The sequence below is a fragment of the Nocardia sp. BSTN01 genome (genome assembly GCF_015354405.1).
Taxonomy (GTDB): domain Bacteria; phylum Actinomycetota; class Actinomycetes; order Mycobacteriales; family Mycobacteriaceae; genus Nocardia.
The window spans coordinates 1-17986 of record NZ_JADKYP010000054.1 but is presented as its reverse complement, the minus strand read 5'-3'; the positions used below and the strand labels follow the sequence as shown (position 1 = coordinate 17986).

Here is a 17986-nt window from a genome sequence, read left to right as displayed (position 1 = left end):
CCAGTAGTCGCCGAGCGGTCCGCGAGGTCGCCGGGTCCGGCTGCGCACGGCCACCGCGTTCGAATCGGGTAGTCGACTACTCGTGTCGCGGGGCGGCGTGGATCGTACGTTTGTCTCGACCGCGTCGACGAGGGGTGGCGCGGTCGGAAAACTTCGCGACGGATGCGACGTGCGGCCGTTTTGGTGTGCGGCCGACCGCGTAGGGGGCGGGCGCTCCGTCGCGAAGAGGGCCGCCCGGTTCCCGTTCGCCGGCGAATCGAACCGGAACCGGGCGCGCCCGCCGAACACTCGCGTGTCAGGTCCAGAAGCGGGTCAGATAACTACCGATGGCCGCCCAGTCCGAGGGCACGCCCGACAGCTCGAACACCCAGTAGACGGCGTCGAAGAACACCCGATTGAGTTCCGGCACCCACAGGATCGCGAGCAACAGCAACAGCCCGAACGGCTTCACCTGATCCAGCGAACGCCGGGTCTGATAACTCAGCGACGGCTCCACGATCGCGTAGCCGTCGGTCCCCGGAATCGGCAGCAGATTCAGAATCGTCGCGGTGATCTGCAGAAACGCCAGGAAACTCAGGCCGAACCAGAAGGCGGCGTGGTCGTGGGTGGAGCCGGCGAATCGGACGATCACCAGCAGCACCACCGCGCACAACGCGTTGACCGCCGGACCCGCCGCGCTGATCGCGCGCTGGGTGCGTGTCGAGAAGTTCTGCGTATTCAGATAGACCGCGCCGCCGGGCAGCGCGAACCCGCCCAGCGCGATGAAGAAGATCGGCAGTGCGATCGACAGCAGCGGATGGCTGTATTTGACCGGATTCAGCGTCAGGTATCCGCGCATCTGCACTTCGCGGTCCCCGGCTCGATACGCGGTGTACGCGTGGCCGAATTCGTGCAGGCACACGCTGAGAATCCAGCCCGCCACCACGAGGACGAACACGCCGGCCTTGGCCCGGGTGGACAGCGGGTCGGCATCCCAGGCCAGTGCCCCGCCCAGGGCGGTGATCACGACGATCAGCAAGAAGATCGGACTCGGGCTGATCCCTCGGCGGTACTCCCGGGCCCCTACGTGGTTACGCAAGCTGCCGCCTCCGGGGCCGTCGTCCGTACCGCACTACTCGCCGAGCCGGGAAGGAATAGGTCATCGCACCAGCAGCCAGGGTTCGTGATGACGGTAGAAACTCGACCGCGGCACGGTGCGATCGGCGGCGATGCCGTCGCGGGTCACCGCGGCGCCCGGCGAACCCAGCTGTACCGCACGCCCGGCCACCCAGCGCTTCTTACCCCAGCCGCGCTGCACCGTCGCGCGCACGCCCGGCATCTCGAGCGTCGGCGAAACATGCAGTGCCGCAACCTTTCCGGTGAACAACCGGACTTCGTCGACGTAGGCCTCGCCCTCGAGTTTGCCGCCGTCGCGCCCGGTGATCGTGGCCCGGCCGACCAGGACGGTACCGGTCTCGTCACGGATCAGGGGGGTCGGCTCGGCCCGGCCTTCCAGCGCCCGTTTCGCGGCGTGCGAGCCCGTCCCGGTCTGATAGGCGCGGGAACCGTAGGTGCGATCCACCGGCACGTAGCCGATCTCGACGGTCAGCCGTTCGGTGCGCAGCAGATGCGTGAGCACCGCGGCCAGACCGGCGTCCTCGCCCAGCACGATCAGTCGCGGCTGGTTGTCGGCGGCCAGCACCGGAAGCAGTTCGTCCAGTTCGGCGGTCTCGGGGATCGCCGTGGTCTGGGTAGTGGGCAGCGACGCGAGCGCGATGGGCACGGGAGCGCCGTTGCAGCGGAGAACATGAGTACTCAACTGCCGAACACCCTCCTCGGACCTGCCAACGCCATCGCCCTCGCTGCCTACCGGGCGCACCCCTGCCGGGACGCCTCCGCAGGCCACTGTAATCGGCTCGGGCGGTCGGCGCGCTCTCCGCTGCGCCGCGCGGGGGAGGAGGTGGCTGGTTACGGCACGAATTGTGTCCACTAGACTGTCCCTCCGGCCACCGCCACACGGAACGAGGGACGGGCCTCGGGAGCGCCGTCATCGGGCTCTGCAACGGCAGGTAGCTGCAGCGTCGCCGATGCTGCGTGTCGAAACCGTAGGAGACTCCCATGCCGGCAATCGTGCTGATCGGCGCCCAGTGGGGCGACGAGGGTAAGGGCAAAGCTACCGATCTGCTCGGTGGCCGCGTCCAGTGGGTTGTCCGCTACCAGGGTGGCAACAACGCAGGTCACACCGTGGTCCTGCCGAACGGCGACAATTTCGCGCTGCATCTCATCCCGTCCGGCATCCTGACGCCGGGCGTCACCAATGTCATCGGCAACGGTGTCGTCATCGATCCGGGTGTGCTGCTCGACGAACTCGCCGGACTGGAACAGCGCTCCGTGGACACCACCCGGCTGCTGCTCTCGGCGGACGCGCACCTGATCATGCCGTACCACGTGGCCATCGATAAGGTCACCGAACGCTTCCTCGGCAACAAGAAGATCGGCACCACCGGACGCGGCATCGGACCCTGCTATCAGGACAAGGTCGCTCGCGTGGGCGTGCGCGTCGCCGATGTGCTGGACGAGAAGATCCTCACCCAGAAGGTCGAGGCCGCACTGGAATTCAAGAACCAGGTGCTGGTGAAGATCTACAACCGGCGCGCACTCGACCCGCAGCAGGTGGTCGACGAGGTGCTGAATCAGGCCGAGGGCTTCAAACACCGCATCAGCGACACCCGGCTGCTGCTCAACCAGGCCCTGGAGAATGGCGAGACCGTTCTGCTGGAGGGTTCGCAGGGCACCCTGCTCGACGTCGACCACGGCACCTATCCCTATGTGACGTCGTCGAATCCCACCTCCGGCGGTGCCGCGGTGGGCGCGGGCGTGGGACCCAACAAGATCACCACGGTGCTCGGCATCCTGAAGGCGTACACCACGCGCGTCGGCTCCGGGCCGTTCCCGACCGAACTGTTCGACCAGTCCGGCGAATATCTCGCCAAGACCGGCGGCGAGGTCGGCGTGACCACCGGCCGCGCCCGCCGCACCGGCTGGTTCGACGCGGTGATCGCGCGGTACGCCACCCGGGTCAACGGCATCACCGACTACTTCCTCACCAAACTGGATGTGCTGTCGAGCCTGGACCGGGTGCCGATCTGCGTGGCCTACGAGATCGACGGCGAGCGGGTGGAGCAGATGCCCACCACGCAGACCGAATTCCACCACGCCAGGCCCATCTACGAGGAGATGCCTGGCTGGTGGGAGGACATCTCCGGGGCCCGCAGCTTCGAGGATCTGCCGGCCAACGCGCGCGCGTACGTCGAACGGCTGGAGGAGCTTTCCGGTGCCCGCGTGTCCTGCATCGGCGTCGGGCCCGGCCGCGACGAGACGATCGTCCGTCACGACATCCTGAACTAGGAAGCCTTCGGGCTCAGTAGCAGGTGAGCGGCGCCAACGGTTCGGTGGCGTGCGGGGTCAGCGACGCGTAGGTCGCCGCGATCGACTTCACCGCCACCCGCAGATCGGATTCGGTGTGGGTGAACGGGATTCGCAGAAAACGTTCGAACGCGCCCTGGACTCCGAAGCGCGGACCGGCGGCGAGCAGGACACCGTGATTGGGCGCGGTGGCGGCGAGGGCGGTGGAGACGGGAGCCGGTAGTTGCACCCAGATCGACATACCGCCGCGGCCGGGACTCACCTGCCAGTCCGGCAGTTCCTCGGACAGGGCCTCGAGCAGGGCGGCGCGACGGCTGTGTAGCTGTTCGCGGCGTTGTTCGAGGATCACGCCGACATGGTCGAGCAGATAGCCGGTGGCCAGCTGATCCATCACCGGCGTGCCGAGGTCCACCGTGGACCGGGTGCCGAGCAGTTTCGCGATGAGCGACTGGTTGGCCCGAATCCAGCCGACGCGCAGGCCGCCCCAGAACGACTTGGACGCCGATCCGATCGTCACGATCTCCGAACCGCGCGCGAAAGCGGCTGCCGGAGGGGGTGTTTCGCCGTCGAGCTGCTGATCGACCATGGACTCGTCGACGATCACCGTCATGCGGGTCTCACGGGCGATCGCGGCCAGTTCCGCACGGGCGTCGGCGTTCATCAGCAGGCCGGTCGGATTGTTGAAGTCCGGCACCAGGTAGGCGGTACTGGCGGCGGTTTGCCGTGCGGCACTGCGGATTCCGTCGAGGTCCCAGGCGGCCTCCGGTTGTTCGGGACGCAGTGGCACGGGGACCGGCCGGGCGCCGACATCGCGGATCGCCTCGATCGCGTTGGGGTAGGTCGGGTGGTCGATCAGGACGCGTTCGGCGGGAGCGGTGAGCACATTGAGCAACAGCCGAAGTCCGTGCTGCGCACCGAGAGTCACCAGAATCTGATCCGGTTCGGTGGGCAGGCCGCGTTCGGTGTAGCGGCGCGCCAGCATCTCCCGCAGCGGCAGCACGCCCACCGGATCCATGCCGTGGGTGCCGAGATAGATCGGAAGTCCTTGCAGCGCGGCGGAATAGGCGTCGTTCATCTGCGGCGGCGCCGACATCGCGGCGTAGGTGAGGTCGATGGTGGGCTGCGCCGTCGGCGACATCACCGCCAGAATGCTGCGGGCCGGTTTGGTGCCGTCGTGTGCGACGTCGGAGGGCAGGGCCACCGTGCTGCGCGAGCCCTGCCGACTGATCAGATAGCCGTGTTCGCGCAGCAGCGCGTAGGCGGAGGTGACCGTGGTGCGGCTGACGCCCAGCGCGGTCGCCAGGTCGCGTTCGCTCGGCAGGGCGATCCCCAGCGGGGCCCGGCCGTCGTGGATCAGCAGGCGAATACTCTCCGCGAGCGCCAGATATGCCGGGCGCGCGCCGCGGCGAGCGGCGCCGGATTCGTCGTGCCGCCAGCGGCCCAGGTCGCGGGTGAGGGTGGCCGCACTGATCACGCGTATTGCCATAAGGGCCAGTATCCGGGTAGTGGCTATTTGATTCAAGTCCAGATGCGGGCAGGCTGGACCTCATGTTCTCCGGTCTCGCCGCTCTGCTGGTCGTCGCGGTCGTTCTCCTGGCCGCCTATCGTTATGCCACCGGATCCGGGCGCCGGGTCGTCGCGCTCTTCGAGCGGTATCGCCCGCATGCGCCGATGGCGGATTGGTCACTGCGCGAGGTGGAGTGCCGCCGCGATCCGGCCCGAGATCTCGCGGCCTTGCGGGGGCGGCAAACCTGCGTGGCACGGGACCGGTCGGCGACTCGACCGCCTGTGGTGCCCTGACCGCCGGAGCGGTATCAGTCCAGTCGGTGATACTGGACTGCAACAGCCGAGGATGTCGGACCCTCGGTGCACACTGTGGGGTATGTCTGCGGGCAAGCTGTCCTCGGTCTCGGTGACCGAATTCGATACCGCCATCGGCCGATGCGCGATGGGGTGGACCGATGACGGCGTCGTGCGGTTCCAACTGCCGGAAGTCGTCGTCCGGGGTATCGAGCCCGCCCGGCCGTCTGGCTCCGAACAGATCTCGGATGCCGGTGCCCTCACGGCCGGCATGTTGCGCCGCGGTGTGGACGCGATCGCCGCCGAGCGAGTTCGCGTCGTCGACCCGTCCGGCGGGATGGCCGAGGCGATCCGGGCCATCCGCGCGCATCTGACCGGGGAGCTCGACGATCTGCGGTGGATTCCGGTGGACTACCGCGCGCAACCGGAATTCCATCGCGCGGTGTACGACATCACCCGCACCATCGGCCCCGGACGCACACTCACCTACGGCGAGGTCGCCGCCCGGGCCGGGGCGCCCGGTGCGGCCCAGGCCGTCGGACAAGCCCTGGGCCGCAATCCCGTTCCGTTGATCGTGCCCTGCCACCGGGTGCTGGCGGCCGACCACGGGCTGCACGGCTTCTCCGCGCCGGGCGGCATCGCGACCAAGGCCCGGCTGCTCGAAATCGAACGCACCTCGGGATTCGGCGAACCGACCCTGTTCTGAGCGCAGCGGGGGCTAGTGCGACGCGGGCAGCCGATCGAGGAATTCGGCGATGAGCGGGGCGATCTCACGCAGTTGCGTTTCCAGGGCGAAATGGCCGGTGTCGAACAGGTGCAGCTCGGCATCGGGCAGGTCGGCGAGGTAGGCGTCGGCGCCGGGGGCCGACGCTGCCGCAACCGGGCCCGCGTCGCTCGTTATTACCGGCGGCACAAGGGCGCCGACCGGTGACCGGGAACTACTTGTGTTCGGGGTTGGGGTTGATCGCGCCTTGGATGCCGTCGTTGGCTCGGTTGACGCCGTCGACCACCGCATCCGGGACGGCGTCGGGAACCGGCGCGCTGAAACCGCCGACCCGCACTTCGCGCGGAGCCGGCGGTTCGCTGGGCTTCGGTTCCGGCTTGGGGGCGGCCCGGGGCGCGGACTGCGGCGTGGGCACGTGTTGGGGTGAGGCGGAACGCAATTCCGCCGGCTCGTCGGAGGGCGCCGGGGCATCCGGGGTGGTCACACCGGGCTGAACCGGGCCGGTCGCCGCCGCCGTACCGGCGAATCCGAGGACCACCGCGAGTGGTACCGCGGCCATCGCGACCCGAATACCCGTCATCAGATACCGATTTCGACGGATCACGCCGAGCACCACCCTCGTCAGCAAGTCTGCCTGTGCGGCGACCACGGCCGCCGCGAGCATCGTAATCGACACCGCGCCGGGTGTGCAGTGCCGAATTCTGTGATCCGTGGCGTCTCACCACGATTCGACGCCCGCGTGATGGTCAGCGCTGTTTTCCTCGGGGCGGCTCGCCGCGCATCAGATCGGCGAGTGCTTCGCGATCGGTGACATCGAGCTTCATACAGGCCCGATAGAGATGGCCCTCGACGGTCCGCACCGATACGGTCAGCCGGTCCGCGATCTGCCGGTTGCTGAGCCCGGCCGCGACCAGATTGGCGATTTCGCGTTCGCGCGCGGTGAGCGGAAGGGGTTGTGCCGATTGCCGAAGCGCCGGTGTGCTCGCGCCGCCGCAGGCCGCCGCCAGGCGATTGGCCGTCGCGGCGGATTCGAGCAGTCGGCGCCGATCGCCGTGCCGCTCGTGCACCGAGGCGGCCTGCGCGGCGGCGTCGGCGGCCGAGAGCAGGGCGCCCATCCGCTCGAATTCGGCTGCGGCCGCGTCCAATCCGGGCCCGTCCTGGGAGGCGACCGCCACGGCGTGGCGAGCCTGCACCTGCACCAGCGCGCCGTCGATCCGCGCGGCGATATCGGCGAGCCGCCCGGCCACCGTACGGTCGCCGAAGCGGGCCGCGGTGTGCAGGGCCATGGCCTCGATCGCATGCTGATGGGAACGGGCCGCTGCGTCGGCGGCTCCGATGGCCAGCCGCACGGCCGGGGCCACGGTGCCTTCGGCGGCGGCCTGCCACGCGCGCGCGATTTCCAGCTGCGGTTCGTAGACCGCGCTGTGCCTGCCACCGCGCAGCCGCGCCTCGGCGATCGTCTCGGCGGCTTCCGCGGCCCGGCCGAGAGCCGAATAGGCCTCGGCCAGCCGGATTCTCGCGGGGAACATCCACGCGGCGGCGCCCTCGGCGGTCAGGGCGGCGAGCGCCTGTTCGAGATTCTCGACGCCCTCCGGGAAGTGGCCCTGTGCCACGTCGACGGTGCCCTGCAGGATCTTCGACAGCCCCCAGGCCAGGTACTGTCCCGGCGCCGAATAGCCGAAATAGCCGGAGGCGCAGCGTCGTGCGGCCTCCAGTTCACCGGTGAAGGTGAGCGCCAGCACTTCCGCGTGCGCGGACATGAATCGCGTCGGCCCGTCGACCTGCTCCTCGACCTGATGGCCCCGCAGAGTGTATTCGCGCGCCGCCGCACCGCGACCCATCAGCGCCAGCGCCAGACCGCCGCCGAACGACGCCCACCACACCGCCCAGGCCGGTGCGTCCGGTGTGGACATCACCGCCTCGGCGTCGGTGAAGGCCTGCTCCAAACGGTTTTCGTTCACCTCACATGCGGACGCCAAGCCCTGCAACGTCAACACGATCTTCGGATGCCGGACCCGGCTGCGCACCAGGGACAGCACCTCGTCGGCGCGGTCGGCATCGCCCATGGCCCACAGCAGATTCGAGACGCGGGTGCTGCCCCAGCGGGCCAGCTGCACCTCGTTCAACTGGTCCGGATCGAAACTGGCCAGCGTGCGTTCGGCCTCGATGCGATGGCCCTGCCACAGCAGTGCGCGCGCCAGCAGATCCGCGGACTCGACCCCGCCGCGACGCTCCACGGCCGCCCGCGCGAACCGCTCTCCGAGCGGGATGTTCGCCAGTCCGATCGCATCGGCCGCGGCCGCCTCGAACAATTCCAGATCCGCGGATTTGTCACTGTCCAAAGCCAATTCGGCCAGCCGGATGCGATCGGAGGCGGATTTGATGGGCCGCTCCCGCAGCGACGAATACAACCGGCCCCGGAGCCGGCGCGCCGAGGCGATGCCGAGGCGCCGCCGGATCACCTCACCGAACAGCGGATGGTTGTAGCGCACCAGCAATTGGTGGCCGTTCTCGACGATCCTTATCACACCGCGGGTTTCGGCCTGTTCGACCGCGTCCTCCCCGGCCAGTTCGGCCAGCACGTCGAGATCGATGGGCTCGCAGAAGGTGAGCAGTTCCAGCACGCGCAGCACCGACTCCGGCAGTTGTTCGACGCGATCCTCCAGCAGCGCCGCCAGTTCCGAGGTCACCGCCGCCCGCCCACGCAACTGCCACACCCCGTTGACCTGTCGCAGCGTGCCCGCCTCCAGCGCACCCTCCACCAGATGCCGCAGGAACAGGGCGTTGCCGCCGGAGGACTCCCACATCAGATTGGCGGTGAATCCCTCCAGCTGTCCGCCGAGCATGGATTCGACCAGTTCGACGCTCTGCGGTTCGGAGAACGGCGTGAGGTCGATCCGCAGCAGATGACCGTCCTTCCACAGCGAGGTCACCGCATCCGGCACCTGCACCCCGCTGCGTACCGTGCAGACGATCCGCGCGGCCTTGTCGATGGCCAACTGCAGCAACAGCGTTGCCGAGAGCTGATCCAGCAGGTGGGCGTCGTCGACGCCGATGATGGTGTCGCCGTCGGCCAGCAGCGCCTCGCGGGCGGCGGCCATGAATGTGACGGGGTCGTGCGCGGTGTACACACCGACCATATGTGCGAACACTCCGAGCGGAATACTGCGTGCGGACTCGGTGCCCGCCACCCAGCGCACACTTCCGCCTACCGCGGCTGTCGCCTGCCGCGCCAGGGTCGTCTTACCCACTCCCGCGTCGCCGGTCAGGATCGCGCCGACGAATTCGGTGCCGGTCAACGCGGCGCGAATCGACCCCAATTCGCCACCACGCTCGATCATCGGCCAGTTGCGAGGCATGAAATTACTGTAGTGCCTCGCGTATCAGGGCGGGATGCGGTGAAGACCGAACGGCCGCAAGCGGATCCAGGGGGTATACCGACATGTTGTGAGATCGCCCGGTGGGAGCGTGGATGCGGCGCGCCGCCGGGCCGGGCCGCGGAGTGAAGTCGTCGCGCTCCCGGTGCGGCGACTCGCCGAGCGGGCGCCGATCCGCGCGGACCCGCGCCCGCGGTGAACTCAGTTCGCCCATACCTCGTCGATGGCGGTGGCGGCCGAGGGCGGCGGGGTGGGGGTGCCGCCCTGGGTGCGGGAGAAGCGCGGGGCCGGGGCGTGCTGGACCACGCCGTCGATCTCGACCAGCGATTCGCGGGCGGTGATGTGGCCGTTCTCGGTGGCCTCGGTGAAGGTCAGCACCGGGGTGCAGCAGGCGTCGGTGCCGTCGAAGATCGCGGCCCATTCGTCGCGGGTCCTGGTCTTGAACTTCTCGGCGAACAGCTTGCGCAACTGGTCCTGGCCGTTGGGGTCGATCTGCATCGGCAGGCCCTCGGGGTCGATCTCGAGACCCTTCAGGAATTCGGCGTAGAACTGCGGTTCGATGCAGCCCACGGCCATGTACTTGCCGTCGGAGGTCTCATAGGTGTCGTAGAAGGCCATACCGGTGTCGAGCAGGTTGGTGCCGCGCTCGTCGGACCACAGCCCCATGCCGCGCATACCCCAGATCATGTGCGAGAGCGAGAGTGCACCGTCGATCATCGCGGCGTCGATCACCTGGCCCTTGCCCGAGACGGACCGCTCGACGAGCGCGGAGAGCACACCCATCACCAGGAACATCGAACCGCCGCCGAAGTCGCCGACCATGTTCAGCGGCGGGACCGGGCGCTCACCCTTGCGGCCGATGGCGTTGAGCACACCGGTCAGCGAGATGTAGTTGATGTCGTGGCCGGCGCGGTCGGCGAGCGGACCGTACTGTCCCCATCCGGTCATCCGGCCGTAGATCAGGCGCGGGTTGCGTTGGAGGGTGACGTCCGGGCCCAGGCCCATCCGCTCGGTGACGCCGGGCCGGAAACCTTCCAGCAGCACGTCGGCCTTGTCGATCAGGCCCAGCACCTTCTCGATATCGGCCGGATCCTTGAGGTTCGCCTCGACGATGGTGCGTCCCCGCCACTGCGGCCGTTCCATGAATCCCGGCAGCTGGCCGGGACGCTGCACGCGCACCACATCGGCGCCCAGATCGGCCAGCAGCAGTGCCGCGTGCGGGCCGGGGCCGATTCCGGCCAGCTCGAGAACCTTGATGCCCGCGAGTGGGCCCTGCCCGGTGGTGGTGGATGAAGTGCTCACGCCCTACCTCGGTTCGTCGTCGATCCTGCGACCGGCGGCGCGCGCCGGTGTTGACACTACGACAATAAGCGGTGGATGTGACGCACGGCATCCGGGTGCGGTGTAGGCGGTTATTCGATGATCCGCAGCGGTCGGGTCCGGTCCGGCGGCTGGTTGTGGTCCGGTGGTTGACGGCGATTCGGCGGCTGGGGAAGTTCCGAGCGGCGCAGCCGCAGCGTCGGCGGTTCGGCGCGCGGAATCGGCAGCGTCGGCACCGGATCCTCGGCCGAGCGCACCTTCACCGGCAGCCGGTAGCAGGCGCGGGCGTTGTCCTCCAGCACCCGGTACATATCGGCGCCGACGGCCCGGCCGATGATCTCGATATCGGCATCGCGGAACGGCCGCCCGGCCCGGTTGCCCGGCAGATCGGAACCGAACATCAGCGCACCCGGATTCACCGCGTGCACCCGCCGCATCGCCGATTCCACATCCATCGACACCCGCCCGAACCCGGAGGCCTTCACCCGGGCCCCGCGATCCACCAGATTCAGCAGATAGGGCAGGCACTCGTCGGACATGCCCATATGGTCGATGCTCAGCGCCGGCAGTTTGGAGATGACCGGTTCCAGCGAGCCCAGCATGGATCCGTCGATGTAGAGCTCGACATGCCATCCGGCGAGTTCGTAGGCGCGCACGGCCTGCATGGTCAGCGTGACGATGTCGACCGCGGCGCGCTTGAGGTTGAACCGGATCGCCCGCACTCCGGCCCGGTCCAGTTCGATGATCTGCTCGTCGGTGACGTCCGAGGGCAGATTGATCACGCCGACCCAGTTCGGCCCGAGTTCGGCCAGCGCGGCGACCATGAACGTGGAGTCGGTGCCCTGGAAGGACGCACTCACCACCGCACCACCGTCGACATCGAAGTGCGCCATGCGCTTTCGATAGTCGCCGATGGTGTACGGCTCCGGCAGGTAGCCCTGATTCTCGACCAGCGGAAACCGCGGGTCGATGATGTGAACGTGTGAATCGAACACGTGATCAGCATGCCTCAGGTCGGTGACGAATGCGGATCCGGCGTGGTGTTCAGACCTTGTGCGGCTCGCTGGCGCGCAGCATGTCCTCGCGTTCGACGACCTTGACCCGCTCGCGGCCTTCGGGCTCGCCGAGCGACCGCTCGTGGGCGTCGAGGCGGTACCAGCCGGCCCAGGTGGTGAACGGAATGCCCTTCTCCTCGAGGAACGTCGTCACGGCCTCGGGATCGGGTTCGGCGGCCGGGGTGAAGGAGGCGGCGTCATCGAGCAGGCAGGCGATGGTCTCGTTGGCATCGCCCTTGGTGTGGCCGATCAGGCCGACCGGACCGCGCTTGATCCAGCCGGTGACGTAGGTCTGCGGCAGGTAGCGGGCCCCGCCGTCGGCGCTCTCGTCGACCAGGACGCGTCCGGCCTCGTTGGGCACGGTGCCGGCCTGGTCGTCGAACGGCAGCTGCGGGATGTTCTGCGACAGGTAGCCGACAGCGCGGTAGACCGCCTGGACATCCCAGTCCTTGAAGGTCCCGGTGCCCTTGACGTTTCCGGTGCCGTCCAGAGTGGTGCGCTCGGTGCGCAGGCCGACCACCTTGCCGTCCTCGCCGATCAGTTCGGCCGGGGATTCGAAGAAGTGCAGGAACAGCTTGTGCGGGCGGTCACCGACATCGCGGATGGCCCACTGCTCGAGGGTGTTGCAGACCATGTCGACCTGCTTGGAGTGGCGGCGCGCGGCCTCGGAGCCCTCGTCGTAGTCGATGTCCTCCGGATCGACGATGACCTCGATGGTCGGCGAGTGGTCGAGTTCGCGCAGCTCCAGCGGGGTGAACTTGGCCTGGGCCGGACCGCGGCGGCCGAAGACGTGCACCTCGAGCGCCTTGTTGTTGCGCAGGCCCTCGTAGACGTTCGGCGGGATCTCGGTCGGCAGCAGTTCGTCACCGGTCTTGGCGAGCACGCGGGCCACGTCGAGCGCCACATTGCCGACACCGAGGACGGCGACCTTCTCCGCGTCCAGCGGCCAGGTGCGCGGCACGTCCGGGTGACCGTCGTACCAGGACACGAAGTCCGCGGCGCCGTAGCTGCCGTCGAGTTCGATACCCGGGACGCCCAGGGCGCGGTCGGCGTTGGCGCCGGTGGAGAAGATCACCGCGTCGTAGAAGCGACGCAGATCCTCGAGGTCGATGTCGCTGCCGTAGTCGATGTTGCCGAGCAGGCGGACCTGCGGCTTGTCGAGGACCTTGTGCAGGGCGGTGATGATGCCCTTGATGCGCGGGTGGTCGGGCGCGACGCCGTAGCGGATGAGACCGAACGGGGCCGGCATGCGTTCGTAGAGGTCGATACTCGCCTCGACCTCGGACTTCATCAGCGCGTCGGCGGCGTAGATTCCGGCCGGTCCGGCACCGACGATCGCGATGCGCAGTGGGCGGTCGCCCGCGCCGCTCTTCGTTCCAGCGTGTTCGGTCATTTCTACGCGCACCTTTGGTCGAAAACTCTCGTCTTGTCAGCCGTCCTTCTTAGCTTAGGCTAAGTTGACGTGCGGGCCGGGCCCCTGCCCGACTGCTCCGCCGATGCTGCCTCGTTGCCGCGCGGAGCTCTCCCGATCCGTGCACCGGATGTGGCCGGAGTTCTGGTGATTCTATCGGTGGCACACACCGCCGCTATTCCCGGTATCCGCGCGAAAATGCGGGCGTGATCTTCGACACTTCGGCCCACCGGGGATGATCGCACCATGAGTGACAGCGATCCGGCCGGCCGGAGCGACCCCCGGGGCGATGATCCGGCTACCTCGATCGATCAGCGCGATACCACGCGATCGGCGAAGCCGTTCCTGATCGCCGCCGCCATCGCGGTCCTCGCGGTGCTCGCCGTCGTGATCCTCGGGGTCACCCGCCCGGCTGAGAACAATCTCACAGATCCGGACCGGGTCGCCATCGCCGCGCGCAACTTCGCCACGGCGAGAAGCGATTCCGACGCCGACCGGCGCAAGACCACCGAATGCGCGGGCTTCGACGAGAAGAAGTCGCCGCTGGGCGCCGGCTCCGTCGGCAAGAAGGTGGAGATCGCCGGAGTCGACGCGGTGCACATCGACGGCGACCACGCCACGGCCTCGGTGACCAGCCAGATCGACGGGTACAAGACCGCGGCGAACTGGAATTTCGGCCGTGAGAACGGCACCTGGCTGGTGTGCGGCAACCCCTGAGCCGTCGCCGTCCATGTTTGACAATCGGGCCTGTGACCAGGCATTCTCGGTTCAGGTCATGAGTACCAGCGGTAAGCCCCGGCTCGCTGGTCGGCAACCCTCCTCCGCGGTGGGGTGCTCCGGGTGACGACCTGGCCGCGGTCCGACCGGACGCGGCAAGTGCGGATTCCGTAGGAGGTTCGACAAGTGAGTTACGCCGGTGACATCACGCCCGGGCAGGCGTGGGAGTTGTTGCGCGACAATCCGGATGCGGTGTTGGTGGATGTGCGCACCGAGGCCGAATGGCGATTCGTCGGAGTGCCCGACACCACCTCGATCGAGCGGCCGACCGCCCTCATCGAGTGGGTCGATGGCACCGGCTCGCCCAATCCCGCGTTCGTGGAGCAGTTGAAACAGGTGCTGGCCGATCGCGCGGGCGGCAGCGATGCCCCGGTGATCTTCCTGTGCCGGTCCGGGCAGCGTTCGATCGGCGCGGCGACGGCGGCGACAGCGGCCGGCTTCGCGCCCTCCTACAACGTGCTCGAGGGTTTCGAGGGTCCGCTGGACGCCGAGGGGCATCGTGGTGGCGCCGGATGGCGCGCACTCGGTCTGCCGTGGCGGCAGTCGTGAGCGGATCTGTTGTGCGGCGATTCTTTTCGTGGAGGCAGTCATGATCACCGGCGGTGCATTCGATCGGCCGCTGCCCGAGGGCGTGGGTCCGGCGACCCTGGGCGTGCGCGGTGGGCTGCGCCGCTCCGGTTTCGAGGAGACCTCCGAGGCGCTGTATCTGTCGTCCGGATTCGTCTACGAGAGCGCGGAGGCGGCCGAAGCGGCCTTCACCGGCGATATCGAGCATTTCGTCTATTCGCGCTACGGCAATCCGACGGTCGCGATGTTCGAGGAGCGGATGCGGCTGCTCGAGGGCGCCGAGGCGTGTTTCGCCACCGCCAGCGGGATGTCCGCGGTGTTCACCGCGCTGGCCGCGCTGCTCGGGCAGGGCGATCGGCTGGTGGCCGCGCGCAGCCTGTTCGGATCCTGTTTCGTGGTGTGCAACGAGATCCTGCCGCGCTGGGGCGTGGAGACCGTCTTCGTCGACGGTGAGGACCTCGACCAGTGGGAGCGCGCGCTCGCGCAGCCGACGGCCGCGGTGTTCTTCGAGACCCCCTCGAATCCGATGCAGACCCTCGTCGACGTGCGGCGGGTGACCGAGCTGGCCCATGCCGCCGGTGCGAAGGTCGTGCTGGACAACGTGTTCGCGACGCCGCTGTTGCAGCGCAGCCTCGACCTCGGCGCCGATGTGGTGGTGTATTCCGGCACCAAGCACATCGACGGTCAAGGCCGGGTGCTCGGCGGTGCGATCCTGGGCACGAGCGACTACATCGACGGGCCCGTCAAGAATCTGATGCGCCACACCGGTCCGGCGCTGAGCCCGTTCAACGCCTGGACCCTGTTGAAGGGTCTGGAGACGATGCCGCTGCGGGTGCGGCAGTCGGCGCAGTCCGCGCTGGCCGTCGCCGAGTTCCTGGAACGGCATCCGGGCGTGGCCTGGACGAAGTACCCGTTCCTCGCCTCGCATCCGCAGCACGAGCTGGCGACCTCGCAGATGTCCGGCGGCGGCACCGTGGTGACCTTCGAACTCGCGGCCGGCGCCGACGAGGGCAAGAAGCGCGCCTTCGAGGTGCTGAACCGGCTGCGCATCGTCGACATCTCCAACAACCTCGGTGACGCGAAGACTCTGATCACGCATCCGGCGACCACCACGCATCGGGCGATGGGTGCCGAAGGGCGTGCGGCCGTGGGGCTCACCGACGGGGTGCTGCGCATTTCGATCGGACTCGAGGATGTGGAGGATCTGCTCGGCGATCTGGAGCAGGCGCTGAGCTGAGCCAGCGAAAGCCGTTGACAGTATGCTGTCAATTATGACAGCATACTGTCATGGCTGAAACGGTTCATGTGGCGGTGTACGACACGTTCGCGGATTGGGAGCCGAGCTACGTCACGGCCGGTATCAATCGCCCACTGATGCAGCGCGAATCGGGAAGCCTGCGGATCCGCACCGTCGGCGCCACCCTCGAGCCGGTCACCTCGATGGGCGGGCTGCGCGTGCTTCCCGATCTGACTCTGGAGCAGCTCTCCCCGGCCGACAGCGCGATGCTGATCCTGCCCGGCGCCGACATCTGGGAGGACGGGCAACTCACGCCGTTCGCCCAGGCGGCAGCGGACTTCCTGACGGCCGGCGTACCGGTCGCGGCGATCTGCGGCGCGACCTACGGACTGGCGAAACAGGGCCTGCTCGATGCTCGGCCGCACACCGGCAACGCCCCGGAAAACCTTGCCTCGACCGGATATTCGGGAGCGGCACACTATGTGGACGAACCGGCCGTGACCGACGGCGATCTGATCACCGCGAGTGGCATCGCGCCGATCGACTTCGCGCGCCATATCTTCGCGCGGCTGGATCTGTTCGAGCCGGCCGTCCTGGACGCCTGGTATCGGCTCTACGCGGACCGGGATCCGAGCGGGTTCTTCGCCCTGCGGGCCGCGGCGGTCGAGCCGGCATGAGCCGCGGTGACGCCGAACTGTTCTCCGCGGCGGCCATCACGACCTTCAAGCTGAACGGCCAATTCCTCACGATCGCAGAGGAACTGGCGAAACCGGCGGAGATCACCGCGGCCTGGTGGCAGGTGCTGGGCGCGGTGCTGCACGAACCGCTGCCGGTATCGGGGATCGCGCGCGAGATGGGCATCACCCGCCAGAGCGTGCAGCGCATCGCGGACCTGCTGGTGGGCAAGGGGTTGGCCGAATACCGGCCGAATCCGTCGCATCGCCGCGCGAAGCTGGTGGCGATCACCGATGCGGGTTACGCCGCCGTCCGCCGGATCACCCCGAAACATGCCGTCATGGCGAAACAGCTTGCGCGACAATTGGGTCCGCAGCGGTTCGCCGAAGTGGTGGATGCGCTGGGCGATCTGTCGGCTGCGCTGGAGGCACTGGAATCCGGGGATCGCGGCGTAAGTCCGGACTGATGGGATCCGCCGGGAAGTCCTGTGCCGGCGTACATCCGGTGCGCCGCCCGGACTTTCCGCTCAGGCCGCGAAGGGATTGCCGGTGCGTCCCACGAGATCGGCCACCGAATCGATCACCACCGTCGGCCGGTACGGGAACTGTTCCACCGATGCCCGGGTCGAGATTCCCGAGGTCACCAGGACCGTGCGCATGCCCGCCTCGAGTCCGGCGATCACATCGGTGTCCATCCGGTCGCCGATCATCACCGCCGACTGCGAATGCGCGCCGATCTGGCGCAGCGCCGAGCGCATCATCAGCGGATTCGGCTTCCCGACGTAGTACGGGTCGCGCCCGGTGGCCCGGGTGATCAGCGCGGCCACCGAACCCGTCGCGGGCAGCACGCCCTCGCGCGAGGGCCCGGTCGGGTCGGGATTGGTGGCGATGAACCGGGCACCGCGCTCGACCAGCCGGATCGCGGTGGTGATCGCCTCGAACGAATAGGTCCGCGTCTCGCCGAGGACGACGTAATCCGGATCGCTGTCGGTCAGCACGTAGCCGATCTCGTGCAGGGCGGTCGTCAACCCCGATTCGCCGACCACGTACGCCGTGCCGCCGGGACGCTGCTCGTTCAGGAAGGTGGCCGTGGCGGTCGCCGAGGTCCAGATCGAGGACGCCGGGATGTCCAGCCCGATCCGGAGCAGGCGGGCCTGGAGATCGCGCGGGGTGCGGATGGAGTTGTTGGTCAGGACCAGGTACGGAATCTCCCGCTCGGTCAGCTCCGTCAGGAACGCATCGGCGCCGGGGATGAGGTGGTCCTCGTGCACCAGCACGCCGTCCATATCGGTCAGGTAGGACAGAATCGGTTCACTGTCGGCAGTCACGAGCCAATTGTGGGCTATTGCCGATGGTGATGTGATGTTCCGGTAGGTGCGTACGCGCGGCGGTCGCGGAATTCGCACTGGTTATGGTCGAATGCGACCGCAGCTTGCCGCGCTGTGGAATTTCGGGACAGGAATTTCGGGACACCCGTCCAGCGCTGCACTCGGTCGACGCGGTCGTCTCCCACCCGGGAGCCGGCCCAAGCACGCACGTGACGGCGAACAGGAGTGGCGCAGTGAGTGATCTCAAGCTGGGATACAAGGCGTCGGCAGAACAATTCGGACCCCGCGAGCTCGTCGAGCTCGGCGTTCTG

General features: G+C 68.2%; 18 protein-coding genes and 1 riboswitch. Of the genes, 8 read left to right on the top strand and 10 right to left on the bottom strand.

Going from position 1 to position 17986, the window contains the following annotated elements:
- Positions 1-295: 295 nt before the first annotated feature.
- Positions 296-1078, bottom strand: coding sequence for a site-2 protease family protein (locus IRT45_RS29420; RefSeq protein WP_036506466.1), 783 nt, complete (start codon positions 1076-1078; stop codon positions 296-298).
- A gap of 60 nt (positions 1079-1138) precedes the next feature.
- Positions 1139-1762: a hypothetical protein gene (locus tag IRT45_RS29415; protein WP_309241206.1), complete on the bottom strand. Its 624-nt coding sequence runs from the start codon at positions 1760-1762 to the stop codon at positions 1139-1141.
- Positions 1763-2097: 335 nt separating this feature from the next.
- Between IRT45_RS29415 and IRT45_RS29410 the strand changes: the two genes are divergently transcribed.
- Positions 2098-3387, top strand: a complete 1290-nt coding sequence (locus IRT45_RS29410) for an adenylosuccinate synthase (protein ID WP_194809084.1) — start codon at positions 2098-2100, stop codon at positions 3385-3387.
- 13 nt (positions 3388-3400) lie between these two features.
- Here the strand turns inward: IRT45_RS29410 and IRT45_RS29405 are convergent, their stop codons facing one another.
- Complete coding sequence (locus IRT45_RS29405; RefSeq protein ID WP_194809083.1) at positions 3401-4891, bottom strand: PLP-dependent aminotransferase family protein; 1491 nt, start codon at positions 4889-4891, stop codon at positions 3401-3403.
- 62 nt (positions 4892-4953) lie between these two features.
- Here IRT45_RS29405 and IRT45_RS29400 point away from each other — a divergent pair, with 62 nt between their 5' ends.
- Entirely contained in the window at positions 4954-5205 is a 252-nt protein-coding gene (locus IRT45_RS29400; RefSeq protein ID WP_194809082.1) for a hypothetical protein, read from the top strand.
- 82 nt (positions 5206-5287) lie between these two features.
- On the top strand, positions 5288-5911 hold the full coding sequence (locus IRT45_RS29395) for a methylated-DNA--[protein]-cysteine S-methyltransferase (protein ID WP_194809081.1): 624 nt from the start codon (positions 5288-5290) through the stop codon (positions 5909-5911).
- A 12-nt stretch (positions 5912-5923) separates the two neighbouring features.
- Here the strand turns inward: IRT45_RS29395 and IRT45_RS29390 are convergent, their stop codons facing one another.
- The 6 genes from IRT45_RS29390 to IRT45_RS29365 form a co-directional block, all read right to left on the bottom strand.
- Positions 5924-6118: a hypothetical protein gene (locus tag IRT45_RS29390; RefSeq protein ID WP_309241205.1), complete on the bottom strand. Its 195-nt coding sequence runs from the start codon at positions 6116-6118 to the stop codon at positions 5924-5926.
- Between the two features lie 25 nt (positions 6119-6143).
- Positions 6144-6605 (bottom strand): hypothetical protein, encoded by a 462-nt coding sequence (locus tag IRT45_RS29385; RefSeq protein ID WP_194809080.1) that lies wholly within the window; start codon positions 6603-6605, stop codon positions 6144-6146.
- A 70-nt stretch (positions 6606-6675) separates the two neighbouring features.
- Entirely contained in the window at positions 6676-9288 is a 2613-nt protein-coding gene (locus IRT45_RS29380) for a LuxR C-terminal-related transcriptional regulator (protein ID WP_194809079.1), read from the bottom strand.
- A 219-nt stretch (positions 9289-9507) separates the two neighbouring features.
- Complete coding sequence (locus IRT45_RS29375; protein ID WP_194809078.1) at positions 9508-10608, bottom strand: CaiB/BaiF CoA-transferase family protein; 1101 nt, start codon at positions 10606-10608, stop codon at positions 9508-9510.
- Between the two features lie 110 nt (positions 10609-10718).
- The gene (locus IRT45_RS29370) at positions 10719-11621 is read right to left on the bottom strand and encodes an amidohydrolase (protein ID WP_194809077.1); all 903 of its coding nucleotides are present in this window, start codon (positions 11619-11621) and stop codon (positions 10719-10721) included.
- Between the two features lie 49 nt (positions 11622-11670).
- Positions 11671-13074: an FAD-dependent oxidoreductase gene (locus IRT45_RS29365; protein WP_194809076.1), complete on the bottom strand. Its 1404-nt coding sequence runs from the start codon at positions 13072-13074 to the stop codon at positions 11671-11673.
- 264 nt (positions 13075-13338) lie between these two features.
- Here IRT45_RS29365 and IRT45_RS29360 point away from each other — a divergent pair, with 264 nt between their 5' ends.
- The 5 genes from IRT45_RS29360 (at position 13339) to IRT45_RS29340 (ending at position 16814) form a co-directional block, all read left to right on the top strand.
- Positions 13339-13809 carry a hypothetical protein gene (locus tag IRT45_RS29360; RefSeq protein ID WP_194809075.1) on the top strand — a complete coding sequence of 157 codons (471 nt, stop codon included), beginning with the start codon at positions 13339-13341 and terminating at the stop codon, positions 13807-13809.
- A gap of 54 nt (positions 13810-13863) precedes the next feature.
- A riboswitch (SAM riboswitch) is annotated at positions 13864-13977 on the top strand.
- An 18-nt stretch (positions 13978-13995) separates the two neighbouring features.
- Positions 13996-14418 carry a rhodanese-like domain-containing protein gene (locus IRT45_RS29355; protein ID WP_194809074.1) on the top strand — a complete coding sequence of 141 codons (423 nt, stop codon included), beginning with the start codon at positions 13996-13998 and terminating at the stop codon, positions 14416-14418.
- Between the two features lie 40 nt (positions 14419-14458).
- The gene (locus IRT45_RS29350) at positions 14459-15673 is read left to right on the top strand and encodes an O-succinylhomoserine sulfhydrylase (RefSeq protein ID WP_194809073.1); all 1215 of its coding nucleotides are present in this window, start codon (positions 14459-14461) and stop codon (positions 15671-15673) included.
- A gap of 50 nt (positions 15674-15723) precedes the next feature.
- Complete coding sequence (locus IRT45_RS29345) at positions 15724-16350, top strand: type 1 glutamine amidotransferase family protein (protein WP_194809072.1); 627 nt, start codon at positions 15724-15726, stop codon at positions 16348-16350.
- Positions 16347-16814: a MarR family winged helix-turn-helix transcriptional regulator gene (locus tag IRT45_RS29340; RefSeq protein ID WP_194809071.1), complete on the top strand. Its 468-nt coding sequence runs from the start codon at positions 16347-16349 to the stop codon at positions 16812-16814. Before IRT45_RS29345 ends, IRT45_RS29340 begins: the two co-directional genes overlap by 4 nt.
- A gap of 60 nt (positions 16815-16874) precedes the next feature.
- Here IRT45_RS29340 and IRT45_RS29335 read toward each other — a convergent pair whose 3' ends face one another.
- Positions 16875-17633 (bottom strand): HAD-IIA family hydrolase, encoded by a 759-nt coding sequence (locus tag IRT45_RS29335; protein ID WP_194809100.1) that lies wholly within the window; start codon positions 17631-17633, stop codon positions 16875-16877.
- Positions 17634-17986: the final 353 nt, after the last annotated feature.

Coding starts and splice junctions, on each gene's coding strand:
- IRT45_RS29410 (WP_194809084.1), top strand. CDS start 2,098: ATGCCGGCAATCGTGCTGATCGGCGCCCAGTGGGGCGACGAGGGTAAG.
- IRT45_RS29405 (WP_194809083.1), bottom strand. CDS start 4,891: ATGGCAATACGCGTGATCAGTGCGGCCACCCTCACCCGCGACCTGGGC.
- IRT45_RS29400 (WP_194809082.1), top strand. CDS start 4,954: ATGTTCTCCGGTCTCGCCGCTCTGCTGGTCGTCGCGGTCGTTCTCCTG.
- IRT45_RS29395 (WP_194809081.1), top strand. CDS start 5,288: ATGTCTGCGGGCAAGCTGTCCTCGGTCTCGGTGACCGAATTCGATACC.
- IRT45_RS29380 (WP_194809079.1), bottom strand. CDS start 9,288: ATGCCTCGCAACTGGCCGATGATCGAGCGTGGTGGCGAATTGGGGTCG.
- IRT45_RS29365 (WP_194809076.1), bottom strand. CDS start 13,074: ATGACCGAACACGCTGGAACGAAGAGCGGCGCGGGCGACCGCCCACTG.
- IRT45_RS29360 (WP_194809075.1), top strand. CDS start 13,339: ATGAGTGACAGCGATCCGGCCGGCCGGAGCGACCCCCGGGGCGATGAT.
- IRT45_RS29350 (WP_194809073.1), top strand. CDS start 14,459: ATGATCACCGGCGGTGCATTCGATCGGCCGCTGCCCGAGGGCGTGGGT.
- IRT45_RS29345 (WP_194809072.1), top strand. CDS start 15,724: ATGGCTGAAACGGTTCATGTGGCGGTGTACGACACGTTCGCGGATTGG.
- IRT45_RS29340 (WP_194809071.1), top strand. CDS start 16,347: ATGAGCCGCGGTGACGCCGAACTGTTCTCCGCGGCGGCCATCACGACC.
- IRT45_RS29335 (WP_194809100.1), bottom strand. CDS start 17,633: ATGGACGGCGTGCTGGTGCACGAGGACCACCTCATCCCCGGCGCCGAT.